This is a genomic window from Methylophilus sp. Q8 (assembly GCF_000800115.1).
Taxonomy (GTDB): domain Bacteria; phylum Pseudomonadota; class Gammaproteobacteria; order Burkholderiales; family Methylophilaceae; genus Methylophilus.
The window spans coordinates 1,390,083-1,408,745 of record NZ_JUHE01000001.1 but is presented as its reverse complement, the minus strand read 5'-3'; the positions used below and the strand labels follow the sequence as shown (position 1 = coordinate 1,408,745).

The following is an 18,663-nucleotide window of genomic DNA, read 5'->3' as shown; positions in this document are numbered from 1 at the left end:
GAATCAGGCAGGCAGCAAAGGGGCCGGACTAAAATAGTCGCGTTGTTTAAGAAAGCCAACCGGCGCCTGTGCATCATTGTCAAAGGTGCAATATTCCCAGGCGCTTTCATCTGCCAGCAAAGCGCGTAACAACTGGTTATTCAGCGCATGGCCAGATTTAAAGGCCGTAAACTGGCCAATAATCGGGTAGCCCAGAATATACAGGTCGCCAATCGCATCTAGCACCTTGTGTTTGGCGAACTCGTCGTCATAGCGCAAGCCACCGCCATTGAGGACTTTATATTCATCCAGCACAATCGCATTATCCAGGCTGCCACCTTTCGCTAAACCATTCGCGCGCAGGTATTCCACCTCGTGCATAAAACCAAACGTGCGGGCACGGCTGATTTCGTCGACGTAACTCTGGCTATCGTAATCAATGGTCACGGTTTTGCCGGAGAACTCGAACACAGGGTGTGCAAAATCAATGGTAAATTCGGCTTTAAAGCCATGGTGCGGCGTAAATTTTGCCCATTTATCGCCATCGGTCACTTCAATCGGCTTGAGGATGCGCACAAATTTCTTCGGCACTTCCAGTTCTTGCAAACCTGCAGTCTGCAGCAAATAGATAAACGGCCCTGAACTGCCATCCATGATGGGCACTTCAGCGGCCGTCAGTTCTATCAGCACGTTATCTACCCCCAAACCGGCGAGGGCAGACATCAAATGCTCCACGGTTGCAACGCGCGCACCTGAAAACTCTAGGGCGGAGCTCAGGCGAGTGTCATTCACTGCCGTCGGGGCGACCCGCATGGCAGGCGTATCGGGCAAATCGACACGCTGGAACACCACTCCGTGATCAGCGGGCGCAGGTTTGAGCGTCAGCGTGACTTTCTCACCGCTGTGCAGCCCAACGCCCGTGGCGCTGATCGATTGTTTAAGCGTGCGTTGCTTTAACATGGTTTTCTCTGTGTTAATGAATCACTATTATTATAAGCCAATCCGTCACCAGCCATTTAATCACATGGCGAGATTGCACCCAGCCTTTGCTGGTCTGGCAATCCAACCCTGACGATTAATCAGCCTGTTTACGCAAAAACGCAGGGATATCATATTCTTCAATCCCGGAGTTTTTCATGGCTTCAACCTGTGCACGACGGCTGTTGCTGGTAAATACCGCTGGCTCATCTTCTTCCACCACAGTGTTGAAGATCGGCTGGTTGGTCGTACCATCACGCAGCGTGGTCATGACTTTGAGCTCAGGTTTGGCCTGACGTTTGCCCAGTGAACCATTCAAACCGGTGGCCACCATGGTCACGCGCAGGTTGTCACCCATGCTTTCGTCCATCACATTACCCACGATCACGGTCGCATCTTCAGCAGTGAACTCTTTGATGGTATTCATCACATCATAGTATTCACGCATTTTGAAGCTGCCACTGGCGCTGATGTTGACCAATACACCACGGGCGTTTGCCAGATTCACGTCTTCCAGCAATGGGCTAGCCACCGCTTGTTCGGCGGCGATACGCGCACGGTTAGGGCCGCTGGCTTCAGCAGAACCCATCATTGCCATGCCCATTTCAGACATCACGGTGCGTACGTCAGCAAAGTCAACGTTAACCATGCCTGGGCAATTGATAATTTCAGCAATGCCAGACACCGCGTTGTGCAACACATCGTTCGCTGCGCGATAGGCTTCCACCACGGTCACGTCTTCACCCAATACATCCATCAGCTTTTCGTTAGGGATAACGATAAGAGAGTCAACATACTGTGAAAGTTCTTCCAGGCCTTCTTGAGCCACTTTGGCACGTTTGCCTTCAAATGCAAAAGGTTTGGTCACCACGGCCACAGTCAGGATACCCATTTCACGGGCCACTTCGGCAATAATTGGTGCCGCACCGGTACCAGTACCGCCACCCATACCTGCAGTAATAAACAACATGTCAGCACCATCAATGGTTTCTGCAATGCTGTCGCGGTCTTCCAAAGCAGCTTCGCGGCCGATTTCCGGCTTGGCGCCAGCGCCCAGACCTTTGGTGATATCAGAACCAATTTGCAGCACGACTTTGGCATGGCTCTTCTTCAGTGCCTGCATGTCGGTGTTGGCGCAAATAAACTCAACGCCAGTCACGCTCTTGGTCATCATGTGCTCAACGGCGTTACCACCGCAACCACCGACACCAATTACCTTGATCACGGCGCCGTCATTCTCTTTGTCAAAAATCTCAATCATACTAACCCTCCATTGCCTATTATTTGAGTGATTGGTTTGCCCCGCACACTCGCCCTAAAACAGTTTAAAAAAACAACAAAACCCTAAAAATTACCGGTAAACCAACTCTTCATCCGCTCCAGCAATCTGCCAACTGAGCCAGATTGCAAATTACCCACCATTTGTTTTTCTACCTGCTGCTTGGCCATCAGCAACAAGCCTATGCCGGTGGCATAACGCGGATTGCCCACCACTTCGGACAATCCTTCCACGCCCCTGGGCACGCCCAGGCGCACCGGGGTATGGAAAATTTCTTCACCCAACTCAACCATGCCGCGCATCTGTGCCGCGCCGCCAGTAATGACGATGCCGGAGGCAATCATGGATTCCATGCCGCTGCGGCGCAGCTCTTGCTGCACAAACTCATAAATCTCTTCCACCCGGTCTTCAATCACCTCGGTCAAGGCCTGGCAAGACAACTGGCGTGGCTCACGGCCGTCCACCGCCGGCACTTCCACCACTTCACGCGGGTCAGCCAACTGGCGCAAGGCACAGCCATGCTTGACCTTGATTTCTTCTGCTGACTGCGTCGGCGTACGCAAGGCCACGGCGATGTCATTAGTGATCTGGTCACCGGCAATCGGGATCACCGCCGTATGACGAATGGCACCATTCTTGAACACAGCCAAATCAGTCGTACCGCCACCAATATCCACCAGGCACACGCCCAGTTCTTTTTCATCATCAGTGAGCACAGACTCACTCGACGCTAACGGTTGCAAAATCAGGTCACTCACTTCGAGCCCGCAGCGCTTGATGCACTTGACGATGTTCTGTGCCGCCGCAATGGCGCCAGTGACGATATGCACACGCACTTCGAGGCGGATGCCGCTCATGCCCAGTGGCTCGCGTACATCTTCCTGGCCGTCGATAATGAATTCCTGGGTCAGGATATGCAGAATCTGCTGGTCAGCAGGCAGGGCAATCGCGCGGGCGGTTTCCACCACGCGGTCGATATCCATCTGCGACACTTCGCTCTCTTTAATCTTCACCATGCCATGTGAATTCAGGCTCTTGATATGGCTGCCAGCAATGCCTGAGTACACGGTATTAATTTTACAATCCGCCATCAGCTCGACTTCTTCAATCGCACGCTGAATCGCCTGCATGGTGGAGTCAATATTCACCACCACGCCTTTTTTCAAGCCACGGGAAGCATGTTGCCCGACACCAATTACCTTCAATGTGCCTTCTGGCAAAATCTCGGCCGCAATCGCAACAATCTTCGAGGTGCCGATATCCAGCCCCACGATTAAATTTTTATCTTCTCTGACTCTACTCATGTCTTTTCCTTGAACTTCTTTCTGGCAGTCTTATTCTCAGGCGCCACTGCGCGGCATGCGCAAGGCAAAGCCGTTGGGGTAACGCAAATCGGCATAACGCCAGTCACTTTCCGCGATACTTGCCTGCTGGCGATACGCCGACACAAACTGTTGTAATCGCTGCTTGGCCGCTTCACGGCCCAGCATCATTTGTCGACCATCCACGGTCTTGATCTCCCAGGCACGGCGTGAAGACAAACTCAACTGCTGAATCTGCAGGGGGGTATCCGTCAGCATCTGGGCAAAACTGGCATAGCCTTGTGCCACTTCTTTGATCGCATCGCCTGGGCCGTAAAAAGTCGGTAATTGTTCATCAGACGCGGCCTGGAACAACTCACCATGACGGTTGACCAGTGCCACGCCGCCCCAGCGGCCCAAGGCCTGATGTTCTTCTATCTGCACGACGATGGTGTCCGGCCACTGGCGACGCACACTCACCTTGCGTGCCCAGGGCAACTTTTCAAATGCGGCGCGTGTGCGCTGCAAATCCAGTGTGTAGAAGTTACCTTTGAGGTACTTGCTGACGATCAACTGAATCTGCTCATGATTGACGTGATCCAGGTTGCCTTCAACCTGTACCTGCTTGACCGGGAAGATAGGCAAATGCAGCACCACAAACAACATGGCGTAAAGCAGCATCACCACTGCCAGTGAAAACAGCAGGTTGGCGATCCAGTTCAGCAATGTTGGTCTATCCCACATCGTCGTAGTCGTCCTCTTTACACTTCACGCAACGTTTGTTGCAAAATACGAATCACCAGTGCCTCAAAGTCCATGCCAGCAGCCTTGGCCGCCATCGGCACCAGGCTGTGATCCGTCATACCCGGGCTGGTATTCACTTCCAGGAAATAGTGCTTACCAGACTCATCCATCAGAAAGTCGACACGGCCCCAGCCACGGCAACCCAGTACGTTAAAAGCCTGCAAGGCTTCGGCCTGGATTTGCTTTTCCTGTTCGGCAGACAGGCCGCTTGGGCAGCGATACTCGGTGTCATCACGCAAGTACTTGGCTTCGTAATCGTAATATTCGTTTTTAGGCACGATGCGCACGATAGGCAGTGCAGTCTCACCCAGGATGCCGACGGTATATTCCCCGCCACCGACAAACTGCTCGGCAATCACCAGCGGGTCTGACTGTTTGGCCAGGTGATAAGCCGCCATTAAATCGCCCGCCTGTTTAACTTTGCTTACACCAATGCTGGAGCCTTCGTTGGCCGGTTTTACAAACAGCGGCAAGCCAAGCGCAGTGACTACATTTTCAGCGTGCGTGCTGTCGTCCATCAGCACATAGTTAGGCGTGGTGACGCCAGCAGCCGTCCACAACAACTTGGTGCGCCATTTATCCATGCCCAGCGCAGAGGCCATGACGCCGCTGCCGGTGTAAGGAATATCCATCAGTTCCAGCGCACCTTGAATCGTGCCGTCTTCACCGTAGCGGCCATGCAAGGCGATAAAGGCGCGGTCAAACGCTTTCAAGGCAGACAGGTCCTGGCTGGCCGGATCAAACGCATGCGCATCCACGCCCTGACGTTGCAATGCCGCCAAGACAGCAGAACCACTTTTGAGCGACACTTCACGCTCGCCAGAACGGCCGCCAAACAGTACCGCGACCTTGCCAAATGACTGTTGACTCACACTCATACTTTTAAAACACCTTCCCCAATCACTTTCACTTCCTGTATTAACGCAATCCCTTGCTGTTCAAGCACCGTGGTTTTAACGTGCTCAATCAAGGTTTCAATGTCAGCCGCTGTCGCCTGACCCAAATTCACAATAAAGTTGGCATGCTTTTCAGACACCTGCGCCCCACCAATGGTGGTGCCTTTGAGCCCTGATGCTTCTATCAACCTGGCAGCAAAATCACCCTCAGGATTCCTGAAGGTTGACCCTGCGCTAGGCATATTCAGTGGCTGGCTCGCCAGGCGTTTTGCCAGCAACTGCTTGATCTGTTCGGCAGACGCTTTACCATCGCCTGCGGGTACCGCAAACCAGCCGCCCAGAAACCACTCATCTGCCGCCGGATGCACCACATGGCGATAACTAGGTTGATATTCCGTACGTGATCGCACTTGCACATCACCACGACGATTAATCGTTTTTACCTGATCTACCCATTGCCAGGTTTCACCACCATAACAACCAGCATTCATCGCCAGCGCGCCGCCTACGGTGCCTGGAATGCCTGCCATAAACTCCGCACCTGCTTTATTGTGACTGGCAGCAAAACGGGCCAATTTAGCGCAAGTCACACCGGCATCGGCGTACACACGCTCACCCTGCATCTCCAGCGCTTGTAGTGCCTGATGCATCACCACCACCGTGCCGCGCACACCGCCATCACGCACCAGCAAGTTGCTACCCAGACCAATAAAAGTCAGTGGTTCGCCGGCTGGCAACTGCTGTAAAAACTGTTGCAAATGTTCTACGCTATCAGCCAGCACCAGGCGGTCTGCCGGTCCACCGACGCGCCAGCTGGTATAGCGGGCCAATGGCTCGTTATTCAGCACTTGCAGGCCAGTCGCTTTTAATCCTGAGGCGCTCATACGCTAGCCAACTCCCTGGTTTTCGCTGCAACGCTACCAATATTGCCAGCGCCCATCACCACCACCACATCACCCGGCTGCACACTTTCCAGAATGGTGGCTGGCAGTTCATCAGTGGTTTCGACGAAACGCGGCTCGACCTTGCCATTGACGCGAATGGCGCGAATCAGGCTACGCGTATCCGCGGCCACAATCGGTGCTTCTCCTGCCGAGTACACCTCTGTCAGCAACAAGGCATCAACGGTGGACAACACTTTAACGAAATCTTCAAAGCAGTCACGCGTACGCGTGTAACGATGCGGCTGGAACGCCAGCACCAGGCGCCGGTCTGGAAAAGCCCCACGCGCCGCCGCAATCACTGCCTGCATCTCAATCGGGTGATGGCCGTAGTCATCCACCAGGGTAAAGTGACCGCCATTGGCCGGGATCTCGCCATAGCGTTCAAAACGACGACCAACGCCACGGAACTCTGCCAAGGCTTTCAAAATGGCGGCATCCGGCACATTTAACTCAGTGGCAATCGCAATCGCGGCCAGCGCGTTCAATACATAATGATGTCCGGGCAAGTTCAGTGTCACTTCGTTACGCACGGTCACGCCATTTTTACGCACTAGCGTGAAATGCATCTTGCCGTTATCGGCCACAATATTCTCGGCGCGAATCGCAGCCTCTTCATGTGTGCCATAAGTGGTGACCGGACGGGTCACGCGCGGCAGGATTTCACGCACATTGGCATCATCAATACATAACACTGCCATGCCCCAGAACGGAATCTGCTGCAAAAATTCAACAAACGCGGTTTTGAGCTTTTCAAAACTGTGTTCATAGGTGTCCATATGGTCCTGATCGATATTGGTCACCACCGCCATGATCGGTGTCAGGTGCAAGAAGGACGCATCAGATTCGTCGGCTTCCACCACGATCCACTCGCCGGTACCCAGGCGTGCATTGGCGCTGGCTGCCTCCAGTTTGCCGCCGATGACAAAGGTCGGGTCCATATCTGCCTCTGCCAAGATGCTGGCAATCAGGCTGGTGGTCGTGGTTTTGCCATGCGTACCGGCGATGGCAATGCCTTGCTTGAAGCGCATGAGTTCTGCCAGCATCACTGCGCGTGGAATCACTGGCACCTTACGCGCACGTGCGGCGATGATTTCCGGGTTTTCTTCGTTAATGGCACTGGAGACCACTACTACGTCGGCATCATTCAGATGCTCGGTCGCGTGCCCCTGAAACACCGTTGCGCCAAAACCTTGCAAACGTTTGGTGGTCGCATTGCTGGCCAGGTCAGAGCCACTGACTTCAAAGTCCAGGTTCAACAACACCTCGGCAATGCCGCTCATGCCTGAGCCGCCGATACCGATAAAATGTATTTTTTTAACTTTATGTTTCATGCTGAACCCGGTGTTCCTTTTTTATTGCCTGTCGCCAGCTGCTGGCAAATTTGTGCAACCTGTTGCGTGGCTTGCGGCCTGGCCAGCGCCCGTGCTTTCTGTGCCATCGCCAGGCAAGCCGGTCTATCCAGCGTTTGCAAAGTCGCCGCTAATTGCGCAACATCCATATCACACTGCTGTATCAGCAAAGCGGCACCCGCCTGCTGCAGATAAGCCGCGTTTGTCGTCTGGTGGTCATCCACCGCAAACGGGAACGGCACCAGGATGCTGGCGGCACCGACATTAGCCAGTTCCGCCACCGTCAATGCCCCAGCGCGGCAAACCACCAAATCCGCCCAAGCATACACTTCAGCCATATCGTGGATAAAGGCACGGCAATCTGCCGCTACACCAGCATCGGCATAAGCCTTTTTCAACGCTTCAAACTGTTTTTCACCAGCCTGGTGAATGATCTGCGGACGCGCATTGACAGGTAATTGCGCAAATGCCTGTGGCAACAAGGTATTCAACGCCACTGCACCCAGGCTGCCGCCTACCACTAACACGCGCAACACGCCATGATGCTCGGCAAAACGTTGTTCCGGTGTGGGCAATGTCGTAATGCCTTCACGTACAGGATTACCTACCATCTCGCCTTTAGTGCCCAAAGCCCCCGGGAAACCAGTCAATACACGGTGAGCGATCTTGGCCAGCACTTTATTGGTCAGCCCTGCAATTGAGTTTTGCTCATGAATCACCAGCGGCACACCAGCCAACCTGGCCATCACACCGCCAGGGAACGCTGCAAAGCCACCCATGCCCAGCACCACATCCGGCTGATGTTGACGGATGGCTTGTCTGGCTTGTGCAAAGGCGCGCACCAGCTTCACGGGCAAAGTCAGCCAGCCCAGCAAGCCTTTGCCACGCACGCCGCGCATGGTCATCATGGCCTTGTCATAAGGCTTGTCGGCAATCAGGCGGTTTTCCATACCGCCTTCAGTGGCCAGCCAGACGATTTTCCAGCCTTGCGCATGCAGCGCGTCGGCCACCGCCATGGCTGGGTAAACATGCCCACCGGTGCCACCGGCCATCACCATCAATGTGTATGAACGGCTCATCAGTTCAAGCCTTTCTGCAAGCGACGGTTCTCGAAATCGATACGCAGCAGCACCGACAGCGCAATGCAATTCGCCAGGATGCCGCTGCCGCCGTAAGACAACAATGGCAAAGTCAGCCCTTTGGTCGGCAGCAGGCCCATGTTCACGCCCATATTGATAAAGCCTTGCACGCCCATCCACACACCAATGCCTTGCGCAAGCAAGGCAGAGTAATAACGTTCGTTAGCCACGGCTTCTTTGGCGATACTGAAGGCGCGGATCACCAGCCAGGCAAACAGCAACACCACTACCAGCACGCCGACATACCCCAGCTCTTCAGCCACCACCGCCAACAGGAAGTCGGTATGCGCTTCTGGCAAGTACAATAATTTTTCTACGCTGCCACCGAGCCCTACACCCCAGAACTCGCCACGACCAAACGCGATCAACGCATGTGACAACTGGTAACCGGTATCAAACGGGTCATCAAACGGATTCAAGAAGCCTTTCATACGCTCCAAACGGTAGGGCTCCATCACCACCAGGCCGATCACAGCCAATGGCAATGCACCCAGCATGGCCAGGAACACCTTGAGGTTGACGCCGCCCAGCCACATGATGGAGAACGCGATGGAGGCGGTGACGGCAAAGGCACCGAAATCCGGCTCCTTCAGCAGCAACACACCAACAAATACCATCACGCCCAGCATGGGCAAGAATCCTTTTTTAAAGCTATGCATGCTGCCGGCTTTGCGTACAGCGTAATCGGAGGCATACATGGCGATAAACAGCTTCATGAGTTCTGAAGGTTGCAGATTCATAACGAGCAAGGAAATCCAGCGACGGCTACCGTTGACCACTTTGCCGATGCCTGGAATCAGCACCATGATCAGCAAGACGATGCCCATAATGAACAGGTAAGGCGACATCTTTTGCCACCAGGCCATAGGCACCTGGAACACAATCACGGCCGCCACCAGGCCGACCACGATATACAAGGCCTGACGCATCAGGAAATAGGTGCTGTTATGGCCAAACATCTTGCTTGAATCTGCGTAAGCAATTGAGGCGGAATACACCATGACCATGCCAAACGCCAGCAATGACAACACCACCCACAACAGCGACACATCGTAGCTGGGGGAGTTATAACGCTCGCGGTTCATCATCAATGGCCCAAGCATGCGGCCTCCATGGCTTTCACAGCTTCAACGAACACTTCGGCTCGATGTTCGTAATTGCGGAACATATCAAAGCTGGCGCAAGCCGGTGATAACAGGACTGCGTCGCCTTCTTCGGCCAGGGTTTTGGCAATATGGACAGCGGCGGTTAAATCAACCGCATCGACGACTGGCAATTGCAGGTTATGCAAGACTTGCTGGATTTTTGGCGCATCGCGACCGATGAGCACCACGGCTCTGGCGTGATGCAAAATCGCTTCACGCAAAGGCGTAAAGTCCTGGCCCTTGCCATCACCACCGGCGATCAATACTACTTTTTGCGGCTTGCCCTGCTTGAGCATGCCACTAATCGCAGCGCAGGTCGCGCCGACATTGGTGCCTTTAGAATCATCATAAAAATCGACATCCTCGATATTCGCCACCCACTCTACGCGGTGCGGCAAGCCTGCAAATGCCTGCACCGTATGCAGGATAGAGACTTTGTCGATGCCGATCGCTTGCGTCAGTGCAATGGCTGCCAGCGCGTTGGCAATATTATGTTTACCGCGAATCTGCAAGCTGTCAGCTTCAATGTAATGACGGTTGCCCGCGCATAACCAGCCCGCGTCGTTGAGGCCGTAATCATTGATCGACGGTGCCGGATTCACACCAAACGACACCTGTGGCAACTGACCGGCCAAGGCTGCACTGGCAGGGTCATCACGATTCACCACAGCAATGCGCGCGTGCTGGTAAATGCGTGCCTTGGCTTGCGCGTAGCCTTCCATGCCGTCATAGCGATCCATATGATCTTCAGACAGGTTGAGGATAGTCGCCGCATCTATTTGCAGCTGATGGATCCCTTCCAGCTGGAAGCTGGATAACTCCAGCACATAAACATCAGGTGCCGTCATCTGCAAGGTATCCAACACTGGCAAACCGATATTGCCGGCAACAATGGTATTCAATCCAGCCTGCTTGCAGATTTCACCCACCAGTGACGTGACGGTCGTTTTACCGTTGGAACCGGTAATCGCGATCACCTTGGCATAAGGGGCACGGAAGCGCGCAAACAACTCAACGTCGCCGACCACATGCTTGCCCTGTGCCATTAGCTGTGCAATGACTGGCTCGTTGAGTGAGACGCCAGGACTAGCCACAATCAAATCCATGCTGGATAACAAGGCATGATTAAAAGGTCCCAGGTGGCACTCCACCTCCGGAAACTCTGCATGCAAACGATCCTGCCCGGCCGGGTGCAGACGTGAGTCGAACATCACTACATCTGCACCCATATGGCGCAGCCAGCGCAAAGCCGAGAAGCCGGTGTCACCCAGTCCCAGTACTGCAATCCGCTGTTGTTCAAACTGTTTTTTCATGTTCACGCCTGACGATGCATTCCGTGTCTTATCGCAATTTCAAGGTGGATAACCCCACCAGCACCAACATCATGGTAATAATCCAGAAACGCACGACGACTTGCGTCTCTTTCCAGCCTTTTTGCTCGTAGTGATGATGCAAAGGCGCCATCAGAAAAATACGCTTGCCGGTACCTGTCATCTTCTTGGTATATTTGAAATACAGCACCTGTGCCGCCACCGAGAAGGTTTCAATCACAAACACACCGCCCATGATGAACAGTACGATCTCCTGGCGCACAATCACCGCCACTACACCTAGTGCAGCACCCAGTGCCAGCGCGCCGACATCGCCCATAAACACTTCTGCCGGATAAGCGTTAAACCACAAAAAGCCCAAGCCGGCACCCGCCATGGCCGCGCAAAATACCATCAATTCACTGGCGCCGGCGACATAAGGAATCCCCAGGTATTTGGAAAACACTGCGTGACCAGCCACATAAGAGAAAATCGCTAGCGCACTGCCGACCATCACGGTTGGCAAGGTCGCCAGGCCATCCAGGCCGTCGGTCAGGTTCACGGCGTTGCTGCTGCCGACAATCACCAGGTAAGTCAGCACGATGAAGCCCACTGCGCCCAAAGGAAACACCAGGTGCTTGAAGAAAGGCACGATCAGCGTCGTTTCTACCGGCGTTGTCGCCGTTGCATACAGGAAACCGGCGACACCAAAACCCACCAGGCTTTGCCAGAAGTATTTTTCTTTGGCAGACAAACCCTTAGGATTTTTGTAGACCACTTTGCGGTAGTCATCGACCCAGCCCACCGCGCCAAAACCCAGCGTGGTAATCAGTACCACCCAGATAAAGCGGTTATGCAAATTACCCCATAGCAAAGTCGACACTGAAATCGCCACCAGAATCAGAGCACCACCCATGGTTGGTGTACCTGCCTTGACCAGGTGTGTTTGTGGACCATCATCACGTACCGCCTGGCCGACCTTGTACTCGGTCAGCTTGCGGATCATGGCCGGGCCAACCAGGAATGAGATCGCCAGCGCCGTCAGCGTCGCCAGGACGGCACGGAAGGTGATGTAATTAAATACATGAAACCCGTGTACATCCGATGCCAGCCATTTCGTCAGTTCTAATAACATATGTTCCCTATTTCCCCACTAATTCAGTGGCTTGCGATTCCACCAACGATTCCACTAGCGCATTCACCACACGCTCCATTTGCATAAAGCGCGAGCCTTTTACCAACACCACATCATCGGCGGTGGTCTCTGCCTGCAAGGCAGAAACCAAGGCTTCTATCGAAGCAAAATGGTGTGCTTGCGCACCGAACGCCTGCACTGCGGCCTGCGTGAATTGACCTAGTGCATACAATTTGCCAATCCCTTGCTGTTTGGCATAACGACCGATCTGCGCATGCATGGCTTCTGCATCTGCCCCCAGCTCGCCCATATCACCCATCACAAACACCGTATTTGAACCGGCATTTTTCAATACATCCAGCGCCGCCTGCATGGAATCCGGGTTGGCGTTATACGTGTCATCGATCACTTTGGCGCCGTTGGCAGCCGTTTTCACTTGCAAACGCCCTTTGACCCCGGCAAAGCCTTGCAACCCTTGAGTAACATCGGCCAGGCTGGCGCCTGCGGCTAAACTAGCAGCGGCAGCGGCCAATGCATTCATGATGTTGTGCACGCCCGGCACTGCCAGTGTTAACGTGATGCTGTTCCCCTGATAATGCAGCTTGAAGCCAGCCTCAGCATCCAGCACTTCACCACGAACATCGGCGGCGGCGTGCAAGCCAAAACTCAGCACACGACGCCCTGCGTTCAAACCACGCCAGTCGTCTGCAAACTCACTGTCCGCATTAATCACGGCAATACCGTCATGGCTCAAGCCTGCAAAAATCTCACCTTTGGCTTTGGCAATGTTTGCACGCGAACCCAATTCGCCAATATGCGCCGTCCCGGCGTTGTTAATCACCGCCACATTCGGGCGTGCCAGGCGGGTCAAGTAATCGATCTCACCTAAATGATTCATACCCATTTCAATCACGGCACAGCGATGATTTGCACGCAAACGCAACAAGGTCAGCGGCATACCGATATCGTTATTAAAATTACCGGCCGTGGCCAATACTTTGTCAGCGCCGCCCACATGCACTTGCATAATGGCGGCAATCATTTCCTTGGTAGTGGTCTTGCCATTACTGCCGGTGACCGCAATCAGCGGTAAGGCCAACTGCTGGCGCCACCAACTGGCTAACTGCCCCAAAGCCAGACGGGTATCTTTGACCAGCACTGTTGGCAAACCACCATCGACAGGCTTGCTCACCAGCGCAGCGACGGCACCTTGCGTCGCCACTTGCGGCAAGAAATCATGACCATCAAACTTTTCACCTGGCAAGGCAACGAACAACTGCCCGGCTTGCACGCGACGGCTATCGGTATCAACAGAGCTCACAGTGACATCCACGCCATGCCCGTTCACCGCCTGTAAGCGGCCTTGCAATACTTCAGCAATGGTTTGCAGTGCGATCATGCCTGTGCCTTCTGATTCAAAGCGTTCTGATTCAATACGTTTTTTTTCAACGCGCTTTGCACCCAAGCGGCATCGCTAAATGGATAGCGTATGCCCTGGATCTCCTGATAATCTTCATGGCCTTTACCGGCAATCAGCACCACATCGCCCTTGCCAGCCTGGCTAATGGCGAGAGCAATGGCTTTGGCCCTGTCGGTTTCCACGGTCACTTCACGCGCCATGCCTTCGGCAATCGCCGCAATAATCGCGTAAGGATTTTCACTGCGTGGATTGTCATTGGTCACCATCACGCTATCCGCCAACGTGTCGGCAATACGGCCCATTTCGCTACGCTTGCCGCTGTCACGGTCACCACCGCAGCCAAACACGCAGCTCAATTTGCCGCGCGCCTGAATACGCAAGGTATGCAATGCTTTTTCCAGGGCATCTGGCGTATGCGCATAGTCAACCACCACCAATGGCAAATCACCGCCACCAAACATCTGCATGCGTCCTGCCACCGGCACCAGGCCAGATACCGCTTGCAGCGCTGCTGGCAAAGCCACGTCCTGCGCTAATAAACAAGTCAGCACAGCCAAGGCGTTGTAGACATTGAACTGCCCCAGGGCATGCAACTGAATATCGCCGCTGCCTTGTGCCGTACGCACCTGAATTTCAAAACCAGTGGCATGCATGGTGACGGCGGTTGCGCACACATCCGCCTCCTGATGCAGGCCATAACTCAATACTTTTTTACCTTGCTTACGCAGGTCTTCAATCAATGCCAGGCCAAATGCATCATCAGCATTCACTACAGCAGCCGACAGGGTTTGCCAGTCAAACAGTTTGCGTTTGGCCGCCTGGTAGGCTTCCATGGTCAGGTGATAATCAAGATGATCACGCGTGATATTGGTGAGCACCGCGACATCAAAGGCTACGCCATTGACACGGCCTTGATCCAGACCGTGAGAAGACACTTCCATGGCCACCGTGCGCACATCATCCAGCACAAAATTCGCCAGCACTTTTTGCAGCTCTACCGGGCCGGGTGTGGTATTTTGCGTCGGCTGCAAATCGTCCAGCGCGCCATTACCCAATGTGCCAATCACAGCAGACTTTTGTTGCAGGAAACGGTAAGCCTGGGCCAGCCAGTGCGTAACCGTTGTTTTGCCGTTGGTGCCGGTCACCCCTATGCACCACATTTGTTCGGACGGGTCTTTATAAAACTGGCTGGCAATATGTCCAACCTGGGACTTGAGATCGGCAATAGCAATATTGTGTACATTCCAGGATGGATTCCAGTCGAAACCCTGACTATCCCAGATCACGGTATTGGCGCCTTTGGCAATCGCATCTTCAATATAGTCGCGGCCATCGCTGTGCTGTCCCGGGTAAGCCAGGAACAAGCCATGCTTTTCCACCTGACGGCTATCTGCGGTGATGCCATGTACCGGCGCTGGAATAATATATTTACTCACATCGCCTCCTTCACTTCAGCCGCATCAGCCGGGGTGGTCGCTGGAATAGCATTGCCATCTTGCGGCACCACCAGCATACGCAGCACATCATTCATGACCGCACTAAACACCGGCGCAGCCACACTGCCGCCGTAATATTCACCATTGCTGGGCTCGTCTATCATCACCGCCATAATCAGGCGCGGATTGGAGGCAGGCACCATGCCAACAAAAGAACCCACATATTTATCATGCTCGTAGCCATGATCACCCAACTTATGCGCGGTGCCGGTTTTGCCAGCGACGCGATAACCCGTCACTTGTGCTTTTAATGCTGTGCCGCCTGGCTGCACGACCAGCTCCAGCATATCCTTAACTGCGTTGGCCACTTTGGCAGAAAACACCGGACGGCCGACCGGCGGCTCAGACAGCTTGGTCAAGGTCACCGGCAACAACTCACCTTCATTGGCAAACACCGTGTATGCACGCGCCAATTGCAACAAGGTCACGCTAATGCCGTGACCATAGGACATCGTCGCCTGCTCAATCGGGCGCCAGGTTTTGTAGTCGCGCACTTTACCGGAGGCCTCACCAGGAAAACCAATCTTGGTGGCAGAGCCAAAGCCCAGTTGTACATAGGTGTTCCACAACTGTTCGCGATTTAAATCGAGCGCCATTTTGGCCGAGCCGACGTTGGAGGATTTCTGGATCACTTGTGACACGGTCAGCACCTGGTTAGGGTGCGCGTCATGAATGGTGGCCGTGCCGATACGCAGGTAGCCTGGCGCAGTCTGGATTTTGGTATCTGGCTGATAAGGGCCAAACTCCATCGCCGCCGCCGCAGTGACCGGCTTCATGGTCGAACCCGGTTCAAAAATATTAACGATGGCGGAGTTGCGCAACTTGCTGGCCACATTGACTGGATTGTTCGGGTTGTAAGTCGGAATATTTACCAACGCCAGCACTTCACCGGTTTTGGCATCCAGCACCACAGCCGCCGCCGCTTTGGCTTTGTGTTTTTCAACCGCCCGTGACAACTCTCTATGCACCACATATTGCACAGTACGATCTATGCTCAGCACCAGGTCCTGGCCATCGTGCGGCAACTTTACCGCGACCAGGTCTTCTACCACATGGCCTTTGCGGTCACGCACAAAGTCACGCTTACCTGCGCTGCCAGACAATACGTGGTTACGGTAAAGCTCCATGCCCTCAACGCCAGTGTCATCCACGCCGGTAAAACCGACGATATGCGCCGTCACTTCTGCCGCCGGGTAGAAGCGTTTGTATTCCTTTTGACTGAATACGCCGGGCACTTTCATCGCCATCACCTGTTTTGCCACATCGGGCGCCACTCTCCGTTTGATATAAACAAATTCTTTTTTCTTTTTTTGCAGCTTTTGTTGCAATTCCTTGGCTGGCATATCCAGCAGCTTGGCCATTTGCTTTAACTGCACCGCCGTCACCTGCACGTCAGTCGGGTTTGCCCATACTGACTCCACCGGCAAACTGATCGCCAATGGCTTGAAATTACGGTCATAAATCTTGCCGCGATGCGGCATCAACACCACTTTGCGTCGCGAAAACGCTTCACCTTTTTTAATCAGGTAGTCTTTATGCAAGGTTTGCAGGTAAAACCCGCGCCCCAGCAGCAAGACAAAACTCAACAGCAGCAACACCAGCAGCGTTCTTCTGCGCCAGGCCGGCAATTTCACCAGCTTGTGTTGACTCTCTTTAAGCAGCATGACCATTCACTCGCAATGATTCCGGTTATGGCGCAGGCGGCACATCAACCATGATCACTTGTGTCTGCTGCATGCTCGGGCTATGCATATGCAAACGCGTGGTCGCAAAATCTTCCAGCCGCGAATGCATGGCCCAGGTGCTTTGCTCGATCTGCAACTGGTCATATTCCGTCATATATTGCTTGGTCAACACTTCTTGCCTGTCCAGCTCAAAATACAATTTGCGCGCCTTGTATTGCGCCGTCACCACGCCCAAAGCCATGGCAATCGTCAACGCAAACAAAATCAAATTGAGCCGGATCATACTTAAATCACTTACTGCACATAGTTATTGAACATGTGTGCGCTCGGCCACGCGCAGCACCGCACTACGCGCACGTACATTCGCCGACACTTCAGCAGCACCTGGCTTGGTCGCACGCCCGACGGACAACATGCGCGGCTGCGGCAACTCACTGGCACGCACTGGCAAACCCGCAGGCAGGTTATCTCTATCCACTTCTGACTGGATAAAGCGCTTGACGATACGATCTTCCAGCGAGTGAAAGCTAATCACCGCCAACCGACCTTGCGGACGCAGCAGCTGCAGGCAATCTGGCAGCACTAGCGAGAGTTCCTCAAGCTCTTGATTGACGAAAATCCGTAGAGCTTGAAATGTGCGCGTTGCAGGGTTCTGGCCCGGCTCATTCTTGGGGATGGCGCCTGCCACGATCTTGGCAAGTTGCCCTGTAGTGGTGATGGCATGCCCATCTTCGCGCTCTTTAACAATCGCCCTTGCAACCTGCTTAGCAAACCGTTCTTCACCATAATCTCTAATCACCTCAGCCAATTGTTTTTCAGACATCGTCGCCAGCCACTCTGCGGCGGTTCTGCCCCGACTTTGATCCATGCGCATATCCAGCGGTCCGTCAAAACGGAAACTGAAACCACGCACACCCTCATCAATTTGCGGCGACGAAATGCCCAGGTCGAGCAATATTCCGTCTACCGCCTGCACATCCCTCTCAGCCAACACTGCCGCCATGGCGGAAAAATGCGCATGCACCATCGTAAAACGCGCATCGGCAATCGTTTGCCCATGCGCCACTGCCGCCAGATCGCGATCCAAGCCGATCAAGCGCCCTTTGCTACCTAATTTGGAAAGAATAAGTCGGCTATGCCCGCCACGCCCGAAGGTACCATCGACATACACGCCATCGGCCTGCACGTTCAGCGCATCCACCGCCTCATGTAACAACACGGTGATATGACTGGCGGCGACTGGTGACACTGACGTTTCCGTCAAGGACGCGGGCGCTGACTTCGCGCCCCGCGTCATAGCGAGAATCCTTCTAGCTCTTGCGGTATCTGCAACTGGTCGGTCGCCATCAGACTCTCCAGCTGCTGATCCCATGCTGCCAGATCCCACAACTCAAAATGACTGCCTTGCCCGACCATCATCACGTCTTTATCGAGTTTGGCAAACTTGCGCAGTACGGCATTCACCAGCAAACGACCGGCGGAATCCAGATGCATCACATCTGCCTGACCGACGATCATGCGCTGAATACCACTGGTTTGAGGATTAAAACTGGACAAACTGGTCAGCTTGGTTTCAATCGGCTCCCAAGCTGTTTTTGGATACAGAATCAGACAACGGTGCGGATGGGCCGTGAGCACAACTTCGCCCTGCCCGCCAGCCGTCAGGGCGTCACGATGCTTGGCCGGCACACTGAGCCGCCCCTTTGCATCCAAACTTAACTGTACCGCCCCGCGAAACATGGAATATTGTCCTTACCAACCTGTTTTGATTAAAAGTGGGATAAATTTCCCACAATTCAACAC

17 protein-coding genes are annotated in these 18,663 nt (G+C 54.0%); all 17 read right to left on the bottom strand.

Annotated features, from left to right (window positions below; translation table 11 throughout):
• Positions 1 to 3 precede the first annotated feature (3 nt).
• The 17 genes from lpxC to mraZ all read right to left on the bottom strand — a co-directional run bounded on the left by lpxC (position 4) and on the right by mraZ (position 18,600).
• Entirely contained in the window at positions 4 to 939 is a 936-nt protein-coding gene (gene lpxC / locus GQ52_RS06875) for a UDP-3-O-acyl-N-acetylglucosamine deacetylase (protein ID WP_047516173.1), read from the bottom strand.
• Positions 940 to 1,054: 115 nt separating this feature from the next.
• Entirely contained in the window at positions 1,055 to 2,218 is a 1,164-nt protein-coding gene (gene ftsZ, locus GQ52_RS06870) for a cell division protein FtsZ (protein ID WP_019883475.1), read from the bottom strand.
• An 83-nt stretch (positions 2,219 to 2,301) separates the two neighbouring features.
• Positions 2,302 to 3,540, bottom strand: a complete 1,239-nt coding sequence (gene ftsA, locus GQ52_RS06865; RefSeq protein WP_019883476.1) for a cell division protein FtsA — start codon at positions 3,538 to 3,540, stop codon at positions 2,302 to 2,304.
• Between the two features lie 36 nt (positions 3,541 to 3,576).
• Positions 3,577 to 4,281, bottom strand: a complete 705-nt coding sequence (locus GQ52_RS06860) for a cell division protein FtsQ/DivIB (RefSeq protein WP_019883477.1) — start codon at positions 4,279 to 4,281, stop codon at positions 3,577 to 3,579.
• A gap of 17 nt (positions 4,282 to 4,298) precedes the next feature.
• Complete coding sequence (locus GQ52_RS06855) at positions 4,299 to 5,219, bottom strand: D-alanine--D-alanine ligase (RefSeq protein ID WP_047516170.1); 921 nt, start codon at positions 5,217 to 5,219, stop codon at positions 4,299 to 4,301.
• The gene (murB, locus tag GQ52_RS06850) at positions 5,216 to 6,121 is read right to left on the bottom strand and encodes a UDP-N-acetylmuramate dehydrogenase (protein ID WP_047516167.1); all 906 of its coding nucleotides are present in this window, start codon (positions 6,119 to 6,121) and stop codon (positions 5,216 to 5,218) included. The genes GQ52_RS06855 and murB overlap by 4 nt, the downstream gene beginning before the upstream one ends.
• Entirely contained in the window at positions 6,118 to 7,512 is a 1,395-nt protein-coding gene (gene murC / locus GQ52_RS06845) for a UDP-N-acetylmuramate--L-alanine ligase (RefSeq protein WP_024930569.1), read from the bottom strand. The genes murB and murC overlap by 4 nt, the downstream gene beginning before the upstream one ends.
• Positions 7,509 to 8,609: an undecaprenyldiphospho-muramoylpentapeptide beta-N-acetylglucosaminyltransferase gene (gene murG / locus GQ52_RS06840; protein ID WP_047516164.1), complete on the bottom strand. Its 1,101-nt coding sequence runs from the start codon at positions 8,607 to 8,609 to the stop codon at positions 7,509 to 7,511. The genes murC and murG overlap by 4 nt, the downstream gene beginning before the upstream one ends.
• Positions 8,609 to 9,772 carry a putative lipid II flippase FtsW gene (gene ftsW, locus GQ52_RS06835; RefSeq protein WP_024930567.1) on the bottom strand — a complete coding sequence of 388 codons (1,164 nt, stop codon included), beginning with the start codon at positions 9,770 to 9,772 and terminating at the stop codon, positions 8,609 to 8,611. The genes murG and ftsW overlap by 1 nt, the downstream gene beginning before the upstream one ends.
• Positions 9,757 to 11,127 (bottom strand): UDP-N-acetylmuramoyl-L-alanine--D-glutamate ligase, encoded by a 1,371-nt coding sequence (gene murD, locus GQ52_RS06830; RefSeq protein WP_047516161.1) that lies wholly within the window; start codon positions 11,125 to 11,127, stop codon positions 9,757 to 9,759. Before murD ends, ftsW begins: the two co-directional genes overlap by 16 nt.
• Before the next feature lie 28 nt (positions 11,128 to 11,155).
• Positions 11,156 to 12,259 carry a phospho-N-acetylmuramoyl-pentapeptide-transferase gene (mraY, locus tag GQ52_RS06825; RefSeq protein WP_019883487.1) on the bottom strand — a complete coding sequence of 368 codons (1,104 nt, stop codon included), beginning with the start codon at positions 12,257 to 12,259 and terminating at the stop codon, positions 11,156 to 11,158.
• 7 nt (positions 12,260 to 12,266) lie between these two features.
• Positions 12,267 to 13,658, bottom strand: a complete 1,392-nt coding sequence (gene murF / locus GQ52_RS06820; RefSeq protein ID WP_047516158.1) for a UDP-N-acetylmuramoyl-tripeptide--D-alanyl-D-alanine ligase — start codon at positions 13,656 to 13,658, stop codon at positions 12,267 to 12,269.
• Positions 13,655 to 15,115, bottom strand: a complete 1,461-nt coding sequence (locus GQ52_RS06815; RefSeq protein WP_047516155.1) for a UDP-N-acetylmuramoyl-L-alanyl-D-glutamate--2,6-diaminopimelate ligase — start codon at positions 15,113 to 15,115, stop codon at positions 13,655 to 13,657. The genes murF and GQ52_RS06815 overlap by 4 nt, the downstream gene beginning before the upstream one ends.
• Positions 15,112 to 16,839 carry a peptidoglycan D,D-transpeptidase FtsI family protein gene (locus tag GQ52_RS06810; protein ID WP_369798315.1) on the bottom strand — a complete coding sequence of 576 codons (1,728 nt, stop codon included), beginning with the start codon at positions 16,837 to 16,839 and terminating at the stop codon, positions 15,112 to 15,114. Before GQ52_RS06810 ends, GQ52_RS06815 begins: the two co-directional genes overlap by 4 nt.
• Positions 16,840 to 16,864: 25 nt before the next feature.
• Positions 16,865 to 17,143: a cell division protein FtsL gene (ftsL, locus tag GQ52_RS06805; protein WP_019883491.1), complete on the bottom strand. Its 279-nt coding sequence runs from the start codon at positions 17,141 to 17,143 to the stop codon at positions 16,865 to 16,867.
• 24 nt (positions 17,144 to 17,167) lie between these two features.
• Complete coding sequence (gene rsmH / locus GQ52_RS06800; protein ID WP_047516152.1) at positions 17,168 to 18,157, bottom strand: 16S rRNA (cytosine(1402)-N(4))-methyltransferase RsmH; 990 nt, start codon at positions 18,155 to 18,157, stop codon at positions 17,168 to 17,170.
• The gene (gene mraZ, locus GQ52_RS06795; protein WP_019883493.1) at positions 18,154 to 18,600 is read right to left on the bottom strand and encodes a division/cell wall cluster transcriptional repressor MraZ; all 447 of its coding nucleotides are present in this window, start codon (positions 18,598 to 18,600) and stop codon (positions 18,154 to 18,156) included. The genes rsmH and mraZ overlap by 4 nt, the downstream gene beginning before the upstream one ends.
• Between the last annotated feature and the right edge of the window lie 63 nt (positions 18,601 to 18,663).